The sequence below is a fragment of the Acidobacteriota bacterium genome (assembly GCA_030774055.1).
Classification (GTDB): Bacteria; Acidobacteriota; Terriglobia; order Terriglobales; family Acidobacteriaceae; genus JACPNR01.
This window is the reverse complement of the sequence record JALYLW010000126.1, coordinates 19,182-33,176: the sequence shown is the minus strand read 5'-3', so window position 1 is coordinate 33,176 and position 13,995 is coordinate 19,182. Positions and strand designations below refer to the sequence as shown.

The 13,995-nt window shown below is 62.8% G+C and carries 15 protein-coding genes; 12 read left to right on the top strand and 3 right to left on the bottom strand.

The window, feature by feature from the left end; genetic code table 11:
* Positions 1 to 54 precede the first annotated feature (54 nt).
* Entirely contained in the window at positions 55 to 819 is a 765-nt protein-coding gene (locus tag M3P27_10710) for a hypothetical protein (GenBank protein MDP9268778.1), read from the bottom strand.
* Between the two features lie 383 nt (positions 820 to 1,202).
* On the opposite strand from M3P27_10710, the gene M3P27_10705 reads away from it, so the two are divergent.
* The 4 genes from M3P27_10705 to M3P27_10690 all read left to right on the top strand — a co-directional run bounded on the left by M3P27_10705 (position 1,203) and on the right by M3P27_10690 (position 4,561).
* Positions 1,203 to 2,018, top strand: a complete 816-nt coding sequence (locus M3P27_10705) for a Stp1/IreP family PP2C-type Ser/Thr phosphatase (GenBank protein MDP9268777.1) — start codon at positions 1,203 to 1,205, stop codon at positions 2,016 to 2,018.
* Positions 2,000 to 2,959, top strand: a complete 960-nt coding sequence (locus M3P27_10700; GenBank protein ID MDP9268776.1) for an FHA domain-containing protein — start codon at positions 2,000 to 2,002, stop codon at positions 2,957 to 2,959. Before M3P27_10705 ends, M3P27_10700 begins: the two co-directional genes overlap by 19 nt.
* 162 nt (positions 2,960 to 3,121) lie before the next feature.
* The gene (locus M3P27_10695; GenBank protein ID MDP9268775.1) at positions 3,122 to 3,976 is read left to right on the top strand and encodes a 3-hydroxybutyryl-CoA dehydrogenase; all 855 of its coding nucleotides are present in this window, start codon (positions 3,122 to 3,124) and stop codon (positions 3,974 to 3,976) included.
* Between the two features lie 105 nt (positions 3,977 to 4,081).
* Positions 4,082 to 4,561, top strand: a complete 480-nt coding sequence (locus M3P27_10690) for a DinB family protein (GenBank protein MDP9268774.1) — start codon at positions 4,082 to 4,084, stop codon at positions 4,559 to 4,561.
* A gap of 5 nt (positions 4,562 to 4,566) precedes the next feature.
* Here the strand turns inward: M3P27_10690 and M3P27_10685 are convergent, their stop codons facing one another.
* On the bottom strand, positions 4,567 to 5,985 hold the full coding sequence (locus tag M3P27_10685) for a hypothetical protein (GenBank protein MDP9268773.1): 1,419 nt from the start codon (positions 5,983 to 5,985) through the stop codon (positions 4,567 to 4,569).
* A 145-nt stretch (positions 5,986 to 6,130) separates the two neighbouring features.
* On the opposite strand from M3P27_10685, the gene M3P27_10680 reads away from it, so the two are divergent.
* From M3P27_10680 to M3P27_10650, 7 genes are all read left to right on the top strand, one after another.
* On the top strand, positions 6,131 to 6,943 hold the full coding sequence (locus M3P27_10680; protein MDP9268772.1) for an MBL fold metallo-hydrolase: 813 nt from the start codon (positions 6,131 to 6,133) through the stop codon (positions 6,941 to 6,943).
* A gap of 41 nt (positions 6,944 to 6,984) precedes the next feature.
* On the top strand, positions 6,985 to 7,416 hold the full coding sequence (locus M3P27_10675; GenBank protein MDP9268771.1) for a hypothetical protein: 432 nt from the start codon (positions 6,985 to 6,987) through the stop codon (positions 7,414 to 7,416).
* 493 nt (positions 7,417 to 7,909) lie between these two features.
* Complete coding sequence (locus M3P27_10670; protein MDP9268770.1) at positions 7,910 to 9,370, top strand: hypothetical protein; 1,461 nt, start codon at positions 7,910 to 7,912, stop codon at positions 9,368 to 9,370.
* Positions 9,371 to 9,405: 35 nt separating this feature from the next.
* The gene (locus M3P27_10665) at positions 9,406 to 10,023 is read left to right on the top strand and encodes a c-type cytochrome (protein MDP9268769.1); all 618 of its coding nucleotides are present in this window, start codon (positions 9,406 to 9,408) and stop codon (positions 10,021 to 10,023) included.
* A 15-nt stretch (positions 10,024 to 10,038) separates the two neighbouring features.
* Positions 10,039 to 10,377 carry a DUF5666 domain-containing protein gene (locus M3P27_10660; protein ID MDP9268768.1) on the top strand — a complete coding sequence of 113 codons (339 nt, stop codon included), beginning with the start codon at positions 10,039 to 10,041 and terminating at the stop codon, positions 10,375 to 10,377.
* 90 nt (positions 10,378 to 10,467) lie between these two features.
* Positions 10,468 to 11,136: a methyltransferase domain-containing protein gene (locus tag M3P27_10655; GenBank protein ID MDP9268767.1), complete on the top strand. Its 669-nt coding sequence runs from the start codon at positions 10,468 to 10,470 to the stop codon at positions 11,134 to 11,136.
* 301 nt (positions 11,137 to 11,437) lie between these two features.
* A complete protein-coding gene (locus M3P27_10650; GenBank protein ID MDP9268766.1) occupies positions 11,438 to 11,572 on the top strand; it encodes a YHS domain-containing protein in 135 nt (44 codons plus the stop codon).
* Between the two features lie 56 nt (positions 11,573 to 11,628).
* Here the strand turns inward: M3P27_10650 and M3P27_10645 are convergent, their stop codons facing one another.
* The gene (locus M3P27_10645) at positions 11,629 to 12,561 is read right to left on the bottom strand and encodes a dihydroorotate dehydrogenase (GenBank protein ID MDP9268765.1); all 933 of its coding nucleotides are present in this window, start codon (positions 12,559 to 12,561) and stop codon (positions 11,629 to 11,631) included.
* A 125-nt stretch (positions 12,562 to 12,686) separates the two neighbouring features.
* On the opposite strand from M3P27_10645, the gene serS reads away from it, so the two are divergent.
* On the top strand, positions 12,687 to 13,985 hold the full coding sequence (gene serS / locus M3P27_10640; protein ID MDP9268764.1) for a serine--tRNA ligase: 1,299 nt from the start codon (positions 12,687 to 12,689) through the stop codon (positions 13,983 to 13,985).
* The last annotated feature ends 10 nt before the right edge of the window (positions 13,986 to 13,995 follow it).

Sequence of the window (13,995 nt, the reverse complement as noted above, 5' to 3'; positions counted from 1 at the left end):
AGCAACAGCAAAGGCCGTCCGCCTAGGCGGACGGCCTTTGCTGTTGCTCGCGGTCTAGCGCCGGCCGAAGCCCTGGTTGTAGCCGTTCATGAACGCCTGCCGATACTCCTGCTTGTACTGGTCGGAGTTGCGATAGCCGTTCGAAGCGGACATGCCATGGTCGGCGTCCTTATACGCCTGCCACTCGGTCGGACGATAAGAATGGCCGCTGGCGCGGTCGCGCTGGCCTAACTGCTGGCCATCCTGAAAGCCGAAGCGTTGCGCGCTCCCGTTGCCGTTCTGGCCGCCGTACTGACCGCTGCCACCGTAGTAGCCGCCGCTGTTGGAGACGCCGGGGACGCCATCGCCATCCGGGTCCCACGGAGTCGGGCGTCCGCCCTGGCCGTAGATGGTGGTGGTCTGCGCGCGCCGGTTGTGATAGGCGTCGCTATAGCCCGAGCGATAGCCCTCGCGGTAGCCCTGCTTGTACTGGCCCTGCGGACCCATCCAGCGCTGGTAGCCGCTGGTGTCACTCTGGGCTCCGTTGCTGCTGCCCCAGCCACCGTTGTTCCAGTTGCCGTAACGGCCGCGGCTGGTGCGGATGGTGCGTCCCTGGGACCAGCCGGCGCGATAGCCGTTGTGGTAGCCGTACTCGCGGGCATCGTTGTTGCGGTCGCGACCCCAGCGATAGTTGTTGTCCTCGCGGTGGTTGCCGCGATAATCGTCGTTCTGGCCCTGGGCGCGGTTGTCGTCGCGATAGTCGCGGTTCTGGGCGACCGCCAAGCCGCTCAACGTCGCGACCATGGCCATCGCCAGCAGGATCACCTTGATTTTCTTCATGCTTTCATCCTCCTGCCGGGAATCTCATAGGATCACAAGTGGCGGAAGCGCGGTGCCCCTTGGATTCGGCCCGCTTCCAGCTTCGAGAGATTGTTCCCGGTTGTAGATGATTAAGATGCGGAAACGCGGAGCGGTGCTGCTTGGCGGAAATGCCTTGCGTTTGTATAAGTTAGCTCAGTACAATCCGCCACATTCTCCCCCCCGCTGCGCAGCCCTCGCAACCAGCCGGCGGTCTTCGGTGGTTTCCCGTGAAGTGCGCGGATGGCGGCGTGGAGTTAGTGCGTCCGACGACAGGAAAGTTTAGAATCGCGAGACACGCAATCATCGATTATCAACATCAGCGGCGCCAGCATCGTCGAGAGACCGGTATCGAATAAATGGGAATGAGTGTCCAGGTCGCGGGCAAGTCCGATGTGGGATGCGTCCGCACCAATAACGAGGACAATTTCGGCTACGACACGCGCTTCGGCGTCTACGTGGTGTGCGACGGCATGGGCGGACAGGCCGCCGGCGAGGTCGCCAGCAAGATGGGCGTGGACAGCGTGCTGGCTTACTTCCGCAGCGCGAGCAACGGGAATTATCCGGTGATCGGGCGCAAGTTCGAGGGCGTATCGCCGATGGCGAACGCGCTCGCCAGCGCGGTGCAGCTCGCCAACCAGCGCATCTTCGAGCGCGCCTCCAACGACACCGCGCACGCGGGCATGGGCTCGACCATCGTGGGCGCATTCATCCGTGATAACTACGTGGCGCTGGCGCACGTGGGCGACAGCCGCATCTATCTCATCCGCGACGGCAAGATCCAGCAGCTGACCGCCGACCACTCGCTGGTGATGGAGCAGGTGCGCCGCGGCCTGATCACGCTCGAAGAAGCTGAGCAGTCGGAGATGCAGAACATCATCATCCGCGCGCTCGGCTCTGAGGCCGGCGTGGAGCCGGATGTGGACGAGATGATCGCGCGTCCGGGCGACATCCTGTTGCTCGCTTCCGACGGGCTCACCAAGCACGTGAAAGATCCGCAGATGCTCGAGCTGGTGAAGGGAGCCGGCAGCCTGGAGCAGGCCGTCGAGCGCTTGATCCAGGCGGCAAAGGACCATGGAGGCGACGACAACATCACCTGCGTCCTCGTCCGGGTGGTCGAGTTGCCGTGGTATCGCAAGCTCCTCGGGGGAGGAAGTCCGAAATGGCAAAACTCTATCTAACGTTTGAAGGACGTCCGCTGAAAGAATTCACGCTTTCGCATGGCGTGATCACCATCGGACGCCTGCCCGACAACCTCGTCCAGGTAGATAACCTCGCCGTCTCGGGCCACCACGCCAAGGTCTACTGGAGCTTCGAGCGCTACGTCGTGGAAGACAACGGCTCCACCAACGGGACGTACGTGAACGATCAGCGCATCACCAAGCACGACCTTGCCGACGGCGACAAGATCCTCATCGGCAAGCACACCCTCGAATTCGTGGACGAATGGCACGAGGATGGCGAACCCGCCGCGGAGCAGACGCAGGTCGCGCCGCCACTGCCCACGATGAATGCCACCGTGATGCTCGATACCAAGAAAGCGAAAGAGCTGCTCGCGCAAGCTCGCGCCTCGAGCGCCGCCGTGGCGCAGACGGAAGCGGCCGCGGCTGCCTCCACGCCGCATGCTGCTCCGCCCGCGCCCGCGGCTGTGCCGGCGGCTGCTCCTCAACCTTCGCCCACTCCATCGATTCCATCTACTCCACCTACTTCATCCGCTCCCTCTCGTCCTTCCGCTCCCTCTATTCCATCCGCCGCGCCTTCGGGAATGATCTCCGGACCCACCGGCACCAGCATGACGCCGGCGCCGGTGTTCAAAGACCGCATCGGGATGCTGCGCGTGCTCGAGGGCAAGACGGACGCCAAGGAGTATCGCCTGAGCAGCAAGCTGACCATGATCGGGAAGAACTCGATGGCGACCATCCGGCTGAAAGGCTGGTTCGCTCCCGACGTTGCGGCCAGCATCACGCGCCGCGACAATGGCTACATGATCGCCGCGCAGGATAAGGGCGCGAAGATGAAGGTGGCGGGCGCGGACGTGCCGCCGGGAGCGCAACACGACCTCGCCGAGGGCGATATGGTCGAGGTTGCTGGCGTGAAGATGTCGTTCACCTACGAAGGATAGGGCGCTCTCCGCTGTTCGCTTTCCGTTTGGGCGTGGCTCCGGCCGCGCCCATTCGCATTGCGGGATAGCGGACAGCGGACAGCCGTTCGACTACACTCTTTTGTTCTTTCGTTCCCGCATTCCTCCGCGTCTCCGTGCCTCCGTGGTGAAAGGCTCTGACTTATGGAGATCAAGACCGTCGGCGTGATCGGCGCCGGCACGATGGGCAACGGCATCGCGCACGTTTTCTCCCGCTCGAAGCCGGGATACAAGGTCGTGCTCTACGACCTCGACCAAAAATTCCTCGACCGCGGCTTTGAGACCATCGGCAAGAACCTCGACCGCGAAGTCGTCAAGGCAAAGATCTCAGCGGCCGACAAGGATGCCGCCCTGGGACGCATCACTCGGACCACCGACCGCAAGCAGCTTGCCGGCTGTGATTTCATCGTGGAAGCCGCGACGGAGAAGTTCGAGGTCAAGCGCGAACTCTTCCGCGAGCTGGACGCGATGTGCCGCCCGGAGGTGATCCTCGCGTCGAACACATCGTCCATCTCCATCACCAAGCTCGGGGCGCAGACCAAGCGTCCGGAGAGAGTCATCGGCATGCACTTCTTCAATCCCGTGCCGATGATGAAGCTGGTCGAAGTGATCCGCGGCCTCGCCACGGCGCAGGCGACCTATGACGCTACACGCGACCTTGCCCTCAAGCTGGAGAAGACGCCGGTCGAGGTGAACGACGCGCCCGGCTTCGTCTCCAATCGTGTGCTCATGCCCCTGTTGAACGAAGCGATGTTCGCGGTGATGGAAGGCGTCGCGACGCCCGAAGCGGTGGACGAGGTCTTCAAGCTCGGCATGGCCCATCCCATGGGCCCACTCACGCTCGCCGACTTCATCGGCTTGGACGTCTGCCTCGACATCATGCGCGTGCTGCAAGACGGCCTTGGCGATCCGAAATACCGGCCCTGTCCGCTGCTGATCAAGATGGTCGACGCCGGATGGCTGGGAAGAAAAAGTGGAAGAGGGTTCTATAAGTACTGAACTGGGTTGGAAAAAGGTTGAGTTGTGAATTTTGAGTTTTGAGGAGGAACCGTTCATGCGGCAACGGAAGATTCAGCCCTCAACACTTCAGGTCTCAACACTCCCATGACTGAACTCGAACGCCTAGCCGACCAGCTTCACCGCGCGCTCACCGGCGACCCATGGTACGGGCCGGCGATCCGCGAGATCCTGCGTGGTGTAGCAGCGAAGCAGGCATCGGCGCGACCTGTCGCCGGCGCGCACTCCATCTGGGAGCTGGTACACCACATCACGAGCTGGCTGAAGATGATCGATAGTGCGGTGCACGGCAAGCCGCTCTTGCCTTGGCCATCGCCTGCGATGGAGAAGTTCGACTGGCCTCGGGTCACGAAGACGGACGCCGCCGGTTGGGTGCGGGCGCAGCGTGATCTCTACGATGTGGGGGAGAAGCTGCGCCGCAGCATTCGTGCCTTCGATCCTAAGCGGATGAGAGACAAAGTCCCCGGACGCACATCCAACTTTGCCGATGCGCTTCCCGGCATCGTGCAGCACACCGTCTACCACGCCGGACAGATCGCGATCCTGAAGAACGCGCTCAAGAAGTAGCCTGTCTACTTTGGCGTGCCTTTGCGGCCTTTGTGTTCGTTGCTTCCATTGCTTCCGCTGCTTCCATTTAGCGGGAAGCGCAGCACAACGGGTGCGGTGAAATCCTGTCCCGCCTTCAGTTTGCCGCTGGCGTCCACCTTGTTCCAGCCGACGTTGCCGATCACGTAGAGCCATCCCTCGACCACGACCGCGTGGGTAGGATCGCCGAGGCGCTCGCCGCCTTGCTCCATCACCTCAGCCGAGACGATCTGCCGCTGCTGACCATCGAGGCGGAGGCGGACCACGCGTGCCGGCTCGGTGCCGTTCTGGATAGCGATCAGCGCGTCCCCGGCGAGGTAGAGGCCATCGATGCCGGTGACGGCGATGTCTTCAGGATGCGGCATGTACGCGACCGGCTTGCCGCCGGCAAGGTCGATCACGGCGATGCCCATGGAGTAGTCCGCCACGAAGAGCCGCTTCTGGTCGGCGGCGAGCACGGGAGTCTGTGGCGAGAACAATCCATCGGCGAGCTTTTCGATCTTCGAGGTCTTTGATTTGCCACCCGGGGACTTGCCACTCGGGGAGTTGCCACCCGGGGACTTGCCTCCCGGGACCTCGATGCGCACGCGGTAGACGCCGCCACCGACGCTATCCGTCACATAGATGGTGCCGTCGGGCGCGAGCGTCATGTCGCCCAGGACTGCCGGCTCAGCGGTGGCAAAGTCGAAGCGGCGCGTGATCTGGCCCCTGCTATTGACCGCCAGCAGCGCTGCCTTGCCTTCGTCTTCTTTAGGAAAATCGCTGAAGCCGGGCATGGCCGAGGTGGTGAGCCAGAGCAGCCTGCGCGGGCCGTCGGCGGCGACGGCGAGCGTGGGCCAGTGCTTGGCCGCTTCTTCGAGCGGCACTTCCTGCAGCTCACACGCGACGTCGCCCGCCTGCGGCGGACGCAAGCGATAGAGCGTGCGATGCTGCACGCTCGAGACCACGAAGCCGGCGCCATCGTGCGTGATGTCCTCCGGCATGCCGTCCACCATGGCGAGCGCGCAGTACATCTCGCTGGTGGTGATGGGCGCGGTCCGCGCGCTCATGGTTGCGGCGATCTTCGCGAAGCCAGGCTCGGCGAGGAGCGGCTTGAGGTCGTCGTCGGCGGCAACGTCGTAGGCGAGTCCCATCGCGGCGTAGCGCGCCAGCCACTTCAGGGCTTCATCCTTGTGGCCAAGATGCGTCTCCACCGAGGCCACGGTCAGCAGGTAGCGCGGGGTAGGTGCGGGCAGCTCTTGGCCGAGCGTGGTCAGCACCTCGCGGACGCCCTGCCAGTCCTGCTGCTTCGCCAGCGCGCGTGCCTTGGCGTTGAGCTCGCGATAACGCGCGCGATCGATGGGATGGGCGGCGCGGGGAAACACGAAGAGCAGTAGCAGGAAGAGGGCAGCAAAACGAGTGCGCATCCCTAGAGCATAGACCACCAGAGGGCCGACCAACGAGAGCTCAGGGACAGAAGCATGGCCCACAACGGCACGCGTACATCGCTTTTCCACCATGTTAACTACATTGTTACTCCCGAAAAAAGAGCAAAGGGGTTACGCTCGGCCAATGGCGGTGACGATCACGGTCCTGGCGAGTGGCAGTCGTGGGAACGCGACGCTAGTGGCAAGCTCGCGCACGCGCATCCTGGTGGACGCCGGTATCTCCTGCAAAGAGACGTTCAAGCGTCTGCGCGCTGCCGGGGAAGAGCCCGAGCGGCTGGACGCCATCCTGATCTCGCACGAGCACTCCGACCACGTCTGCGGACTGCCCGTACTGGCCCGCAAGCTCAAACTGCCGGTCTACATGACGGGGCCGTGCAATGACGAGTGGAGCCGCAGCTTCCACAACAAGGAAGAGCGCAGGCGGCAGACCAACCTCGGCCAACTGGAGTTGTTCGCTTCCGGGCGCAGTTTCCAGATCGGCGACATCCAGGTGACGCCGTTCACCATCCCGCACGACGCCGCCGACCCGGTGGCCTTCACCTTCCGCGTGGAAGGCGTGAAAGTCTCGGTCATCACCGACCTGGGCTACATGCCGGCGAATGTGAAGGAACATTTGCGCGGCTCCGACGTACTAATGATCGAGAGCAATCACGATCTGGAGATGTTGCGGGGCGGGCCGTATCCGTGGTCGGTGAAGCAGCGCGTGATGAGCCGTGTTGGCCACCTCTCCAATGCGGCGCTCGCGGAATTCTTCAGCAGCAGCTATGATGGAAGTGCGTCCACTGTGATCCTCGCGCATCTCTCCGAGCAGAACAATCACCCGGAGATCGCGCGCGGTGCAGCGGAGAGCGCGCTGGAACCGCGACGCAGCCTGCTGACCTCGAATCGCGTGCTCCTGGCGCAACAGGATACGCCCCTCGAGCCCGTCCGGTTCTAGACGGCTCACGACTCTCTGGCCGAGAGCGGGAAGATTCAAGGATGGGTCTGCATTGCACTGACACCGTGGTCGGCGACATCCTCGCCGGCTGGCGCTACGACATCTCTGGCATCACGCCGGAGATGCGCGGTGACTATGAAGACCACCTCGCCACCTGCCTTTATTGCCGGCGCAAGCAGCGCTTGCACCGCACTATCGATATCGGGCTGATCGCGCTCTCCAGCGTCTCTGCGGTCATGTTCCTGCTTGCCTGGGGGGCCATCCGGCACTTCGATCCGCGGCACGCTTTTCTCCTCGAGATCGCGGCCTTGGCGGGTTTTGCCATCTCCAGCGTCGTCTGGCTGGTCGTGGCTGTCACCACGCCCGCACCGCTCGTGATCGCAGACGTCGCGCGCTCCGGCGCTCGCCGCGTGCAGGAACGCTTGCCGGAGGAGATCCGCAGCCGCTTGCCGGAAGAGATCCGGAACCTGTAGGCTCGATAATGCATCAAAGCTGACACCTTGATCCGCTCTACCATTGCCGCGCTGTTGCTGCTTGTGTTCGTGGGCGTAGCCTCGGGCGCGGGCACCCTGCTGTGCGCAACGGACTGCGCCGGCGCCCGGCATCAGCACTCGCTGCCGGCGGCGACCAGCGGAGAACATCACCCTCACCATCATCATCAAGCTGCAGTGACTAATGCGTCCGCGGCGTCGCTTGTTTCTGCCGGGGCGGTGTCGCATTGCCTGCGCACTTCGCCGGCTGTACCGGCGCAACGCTCGGACCCGCAGAGGCCGAGTGCCGTCCTCGCACCTGTGCTTGCCGCCTCGGCGCCCCTGCTCGCGAACAACTCCGCAGATATTTTTGCGCGCTCCGCGGCGGTACCACCTGGCCCACCCGCTCTCCCCACCCAGCTTCGCATCTAGTCTGGATTCCCCTCTCCGCCGCGCGGCGGAGCCAGCTTCACTTCATTCCAGAAAAGGGGAAATCATGAAAGTCCGCACGTGCATTGTTTTTGCGATCATATTCATTGCGCTCTCTGCGTTCGCGCAGCACGAGGGCATGCAGATGCCTCCCGCCCAGCCGCCGGCGGCACAGGCGCCGGCCCAGTCGCCGGCGCAGGCTACTCCGCCGCCACCGCAGCCGCCCGCGCAGCACGAGCACGCGCCCGAGCAGAAGCCGCAGGAGAAGAAGCCGCAAGAAAATAAAGGCGACAGCACGCCCGGCATGCCCGGTATGCAGATGGGTGACAAGCACGACGAGCACAGCGCGGGCGAGTCGCTCGGCTCCGGCACCATGCCGCAGCCGGCCTCTTCTCCTGAGCACATGTGGATGACGAAGGCAGGCGAGTGGCAGATCATGGCGCACGGCAACCTCTTTCTCACCTACAACCAGCAAGGTGGGCCGCGCGGCGTCGGCAAATTCGAATCCATGAACTGGCTGATGCTGATGCAGCAGCACAAGCTCGGCCGCGGGACGATTGTGTTCCGCCAGATGCTCTCGGCCGAATCGCTCACCGCGCCGCATGGCGGATTCCCCCAACTCTTCCAGACCGGCGAGACCTATCACGGCCTGCCCATCGTGGATAAACAGCACCCGCACGACGTCTTTGGCGAGCTCTCCGTCACCTATACCGTGCCGTTGGATCAGCGCGTCTCGTGGCAGTTCTATGGCGCTCCGGTCGGCGAGCCCGCGCTCGGGCCGGTCGCGTTCATGCATCGCGCGTCGGCGGCGGAGTTGCCCGCGGCGCCGCTCGGCCATCATCTTCAGGACTCGACGCACATCTCCGCCGGCGTCGTGACCAGCGGACTGATCTTCACGCTCGCGAAGCAAGCGAAGTTGAAAGTGGAAGGCTCGGTCTTCAACGGACGCGAGCCGGACGAGAAGCGCTACACCATCGACTTCGCGCCGCTGGAATCATGGGCGGTGCGCGCCAGCCTCCAGCCTACCCCCAACTGGAGCATGCAGTACTCCTACGGCCACCTCACCCAGCCGGAAGCGCTCGAGGTCACCGACATCGACCGGCAGACGGCGTCGGTCACCTACAACCGTCCGCTGGCGGCCGGGAACTGGGCGACCACGCTGCTTTGGGGACGCAACCACAAGCTGGCACCCGTCGTGCAGAACCAAGACACCGTCCAGAACAGTTACCTGCTCGAATCTACCGTCAACTTCCAGCGCAAGACCTACGCCTACACGCGGCTGGAACTCGTCGACAAGGACGAGCTCTTTCCGCTCGGCCCGCCGCCGCATGAGAACTTTCGCATCGGGGCGTACACCTTTGGCGGCGTCCGCGACCTGGTGCAGAACGCGAAGCTGCAACTCGGCCTTGGCGCCGACGTCACGTTCTACTCCAAGCCGGCCGCGCTCGATCCCTTCTATGGAGACCAGCCGGTATCGTTCCGAGTGTTCTTGAGGTTGCGGCCGGCGTTGATGAAGATGGGTCACTAGACCTGCGTCTGAAGGACTTGGTGAGGAGAAAGACAATGACGCATAAACGCAAAGCCGGGCTGCTGCTGGTTGTTCTCATCGTGGCTGCGGTCGTGGGGGTGTGGTTCATGATCCGGCGCGGCTTCAGCGCGCGCGAGCGGCCCTCCACACTCGAGGGGCTCGTCGCCCGCACAATGCGTGCGCTCGCCGTCCCCGCCGCAGCAAAGAACGAGAAGAATCTTTTCTCGGCCACCCCGGAGATAATGGCAGAAGCGCGCGCACACTTTGCGGATCATTGCGCGATCTGTCACGCGAACGATGGCAGCGGCCAGACCCCGATCGGTCAGAACCTCTATCCCAAAGCGCCGGACATGCGTCTGCCTGCAACGCAGGAGCTGACCGATGGAGAGCTGTACTACACCATCCACAACGGCATCCGCCTCACCGGCATGCCGGCGTGGGGAGAATCCGATCCCCACCGGGACCACGACAGCTGGAAGCTCGTGCTCTTCATGCGCCGTTTGCCCAGCCTCACCCCCGCGGAGTTGAAGGAGATGCAGCGCCTCAACCCGCGGAGTGCGGCGGAATTGGAGGATGAGCGTGCCGAGCAGGATTTTCTGAGTGGCGAAGGCGAGAGCTCAAAGAAGCAAAACACAAAACCGAAACATCACTAAACCAGGAGAAAAGAAATGCGAAAACTTCTTACCATCGGCGTCCTGATGTTTGCACTGGGCGCACTTTCCTTCGCGCACGGCGGAGCCGAGCACGTTATGGGCAAGGTGAAAGCCGTGACGAGTGACTCCATCACGGTCGTGACAAAGACCGGCGCAGTCAAAACCGTAGGTTTCGACGCGAGCACCAAGTTCACCAAGAGCGGCGCGGCGGCCACGGTCAAAGACCTAAAAGTCGGCGACCGGGTCGTGATCGACGTTCATGAGATGGGCAGTAAGCTGCACGCGGCTGAAGTGCGCTTCGGGAAGAGCTCAAGTACGAGCGCTGTGGCAGAATCGCATCCGCACTCGCACTGACGCCGACGATGTGCGGAAGAGACCTATCGTTACCCGGGCACGTCTTTTTTCGCGAAAAAGCAACGGAGAGGATCGGGCGCGCCGCTGGAAATGACTGACACGCAACAGCCCAGGGAACCATTCATTCCCGCCCTGCGATTCTCGCAGCTGACGCGTTTCTATGATGCTGTCGTCCGATTTACCACACACGAAGATCGTTTTCGCGCAGCGTTGGTGGAGGAAGCGTCGATCCAGCCCGGACAGCGTGTATTGGATCTCGGGTGTGGGACAGCAAGCAGCGCCATTCTGGCGAAGCGTGTGAGTCCGTGTGCCGAGATCATCGGCGTAGATGCAGATGCGCGCGTCCTTTCCCTCGCCCGACGGAAGATCTCGGCTGCCGGTCTTGAGATCGAGCTGCGGCAGGGAGTCGCTTCAGCGCTTCCATTCGCGGATGGCACATTCGACAAGGTCATTTCCAGCTTGTTGTTCCATCATCTCAATACCTTCAGCAAACTCCAGGCATTGCGCGAGTGTCTCCGCGTTCTGCGGGACGGAGGAGAGCTTTTCGTCGCAGATTGGGGGAAGCCAAGAACGCCAGCGGCGAAGCTGGGCTTCGCTGTTGTGCGCGCCTTGGACGGTTTCAATCCGACGCGAGACAACGCCGAAGGTAGGCTGCCCGACTTGATCGAAGAGGCCGGCTTCAGTCACGTGAAATCGGTTCGAAGCAAAGATGCTCCGGCCGGCACGATCGTACTGATTCGTGCCTCGCGAGCCAGATGATGCCATGGCAAAGCACCGTGAAGGCTGTGTTCTGGATCCAGGGGCCGTCGCCAGGCCAACATCGTCCGAACGCATCTTGAGCCTCTCGCGCATCCAGCAAAGGGCAACTGTTCTCAAGCACCAGAAGCGGGCAGCCATCGCCCGCGGCAAGAACAGTTGTCGTGGTGACGCGGCTGAACGTGTGCAATCCTGAACAGTCACACAATTGGGGAGACAGTATTGTGCAAAGTTGATACGGCTTTCGGACTTGTAACTTAAAGGGGGACCAACAATGGCGACACACACTGATCCTGTCTGCGGCATGAAGGTTGATGAACAGAAGGCAGCGGCACAATCGACGTACGAGGGAAAGACCTACTACTTTTGTTGCGCGGGCTGCAAAAGCAAGTTTGATGGCAATCCGAAGCAATACGCGAGTCAGCAGGCTGCGAGCTGAATCACGCTCGCCCCACAGACGCTTCCGAAGCCCATCCGCATCCGCATTAAGCGGCGTCAGCCGAGGTTGAGTCCGCCGATCAGGTCGGTGACCTTTGCCACGCGGTGCTCCACGCACCAGCGTTCCAGTCCGTTGACGATGTGCTCGGTGGCGCACGGGTCCCAGAAATTCGCCGTGCCCACCTCGACCGCGGCCGCGCCCGCGAGCATGTATTCGACCACGTCTTCCGGCGTGGTGATGCCGCCGATGCCGATCACGGGGATATCCACCGCGTGTGCCGCTTCATAGACCATGCGCAAGGCGATGGGCTTGATGGCCGGGCCGGAGAGTCCGGCGGTGATGTTCGAGATGCGCGGCTTGCGCGTTTCCGCGTCGATGGCCATAGCGACGAAGGTGTTGACCAGCGAGATGGCGTCGGCGCCGGCGTTCGCGGCGGCGTGTGCCATCATCGGGATCGAGGTCACGTTGGGCGAAAGCTTCACGATCAGCGGACGCTTCGAGGCGGCTTTCGCCGTTGCCACTACGTCTTCGAGCATCACGCGGTCGGAGCCGAAGCTGATGCCGCCGTGCTTGGTGTTCGGGCAGCTGACGTTCAACTCGTACGCGGCAATGCCATCGCCGTCGTTCAGGATGCGGATGGTCTCCTGGTAGTCCTCGCGGGTGTAGCCGAAGACGTTGGCGATGACCACGATGTTCTTGATGCGGTTCAGTACCGGAAGCTTTTCTTCGACGAAGGCGCGCGCCCCGATGTTCTGCAGTCCGATCGAGTTCAGCATGCCGGCGGCGGTCTCGAAGACACGCGGCGGCGGATTTCCGGCCATGGGCTCGCGCGAGAGTCCCTTCACCACGAAGCCGCCCAGCTTGGCCAGCGTGACGATGTCCTCGAACTCCACGCCGTAACCGAACGTGCCGCTGGCCGCGATGATGGGGTTCTTGAAGGGAATACCGCAGAAGCTCACGCTCAGGTCGCACACGGGCGGTTGCGGCACAGGCGCAGGACTTTGGCGGCTTTCGCGGCTTTGGCTCATTGAAAACAGTGTACGACAGGCAGGAAGGACCGCGTACTGAGTACCGAGTACCGAGGATTGCGTCTCATCATTTACATTAGTGCCTCATGCTCGACCTCGGGTTCGTCCGCGAACATCTCGATCTCGTCGAAAAGAAGCTGCGCGACCGCGGCCCCGATGCCGCACGCGTGCTCAGCGGATTCCTCGAACTCGATGCCGCGCGCCGTGCGCTCATCACCGAATCGGAGACCCTGAAGGCGAAGCAAAACAAGGCTTCGGAAGAGGTCGCGCGCCTGAAGCGCGAGAAGAAGGACGCCGCCGAGCTCATCGCCGCGATGAAGGCCCTGCGCGAGCAAGGCCAGGAACTGGAAAGACGTGCGGCGGAGAAAGATGACGAGCTGCGCAACCTGTTGGCCGGGATTCCCAACCTGCCGCACGATTCCGTGCCCGTGGGGAAGAGTCCGGAAGACAACCAGGAAGTGCGTCGCTGGGGCGCACCACCTGAATTCGATTTCCAACCCAAGCCGCATTGGGAACTAGGTGCGGAGCTCGGCGTTCTCGACCTCGAGCGCGCGGCGAAGATCGCGGGAGCTCGCTTCGCCGTCTACTGGGACATGGGCGCGAAGCTGGAGCGCGCGCTCGCCAACTTCATGCTCGACTTGCACACCCGCGAGCACGGCTACACCGAAGTGCTGCCACCGTACCTGGTGAATCCGGAGTCGATGTACGGCACCGGCCAGCTGCCAAAGTTCGAGGATGACCTGTTCCGCGTACCGCACCGCGAGAAGAACCTGTACCTCATTCCGACGGCCGAAGTCCCGTTGACCAACCTCTATCGCGACGAGACGCTCGACGGCGCGCGCCTGCCCATCTCGCTCACCGCATACACGCCATGCTTCCGCAGCGAGGCAGGCTCGCATGGCAAGGACGTCCGCGGCATCATCCGGCAGCACCAGTTCCAGAAAGTCGAGCTGGTCAAGTTCGCGCGTCCGGAGGAAAGCTACGATCAGCTCGAGAAACTCACCGGCCACGCGGAGACGGTGCTGCAAAAACTTGGCCTGCACTACCGCACCGTCACGCTTTGCACCGCCGACATGGGCTTCTCCGCCGCGAAGACTTACGACATCGAGGTCTGGCTGCCGGGACAGAACCTGTTCCGCGAGATCTCGTCCTGCTCGAACTTCGAAGCCTTCCAGGCGCGGCGGGCGGGCATCCGGTACAAGCCCGAGGGCGCCGGAACAAGGAAGAGTGAGTTCGTCCATACCCTCAATGGCAGCGGCCTGGCCGTTGGGCGCACCTGGCTGGCCATCCTCGAGAACTATCAGCAGAAGGATGGCTCGGTCGTTATCCCGGAAGTATTACGGCCGTACGTGGGAGCAGACAGGATCACGGCGAAGAAGTTCTAGAGATCGAGAC

Excerpts from the sequence above, each read along its gene's own strand:
- M3P27_10710 (MDP9268778.1), bottom strand. The coding sequence starts at position 819 with ATGAAGAAAATCAAGGTGATCCTGCTGGCGATGGCCATGGTCGCGACG.
- M3P27_10650 (MDP9268766.1), top strand. The coding sequence starts at position 11,438 with ATGAAGGTTGATGAACAGAAGGCAGCGGCACAATCGACGTACGAGGGA.
- M3P27_10670 (MDP9268770.1), top strand. The coding sequence starts at position 7,910 with ATGAAAGTCCGCACGTGCATTGTTTTTGCGATCATATTCATTGCGCTC.
- M3P27_10700 (MDP9268776.1), top strand. The coding sequence starts at position 2,000 with ATGGCAAAACTCTATCTAACGTTTGAAGGACGTCCGCTGAAAGAATTC.
- M3P27_10685 (MDP9268773.1), bottom strand. The coding sequence starts at position 5,985 with ATGCGCACTCGTTTTGCTGCCCTCTTCCTGCTACTGCTCTTCGTGTTT.
- M3P27_10680 (MDP9268772.1), top strand. The coding sequence starts at position 6,131 with ATGGCGGTGACGATCACGGTCCTGGCGAGTGGCAGTCGTGGGAACGCG.
- M3P27_10675 (MDP9268771.1), top strand. The coding sequence starts at position 6,985 with ATGGGTCTGCATTGCACTGACACCGTGGTCGGCGACATCCTCGCCGGC.
- M3P27_10655 (MDP9268767.1), top strand. The coding sequence starts at position 10,468 with ATGACTGACACGCAACAGCCCAGGGAACCATTCATTCCCGCCCTGCGA.
- M3P27_10690 (MDP9268774.1), top strand. The coding sequence starts at position 4,082 with ATGACTGAACTCGAACGCCTAGCCGACCAGCTTCACCGCGCGCTCACC.
- M3P27_10705 (MDP9268777.1), top strand. The coding sequence starts at position 1,203 with ATGAGTGTCCAGGTCGCGGGCAAGTCCGATGTGGGATGCGTCCGCACC.
- M3P27_10695 (MDP9268775.1), top strand. The coding sequence starts at position 3,122 with ATGGAGATCAAGACCGTCGGCGTGATCGGCGCCGGCACGATGGGCAAC.
- serS (MDP9268764.1), top strand. The coding sequence starts at position 12,687 with ATGCTCGACCTCGGGTTCGTCCGCGAACATCTCGATCTCGTCGAAAAG.
- M3P27_10660 (MDP9268768.1), top strand. The coding sequence starts at position 10,039 with ATGCGAAAACTTCTTACCATCGGCGTCCTGATGTTTGCACTGGGCGCA.
- M3P27_10665 (MDP9268769.1), top strand. The coding sequence starts at position 9,406 with ATGACGCATAAACGCAAAGCCGGGCTGCTGCTGGTTGTTCTCATCGTG.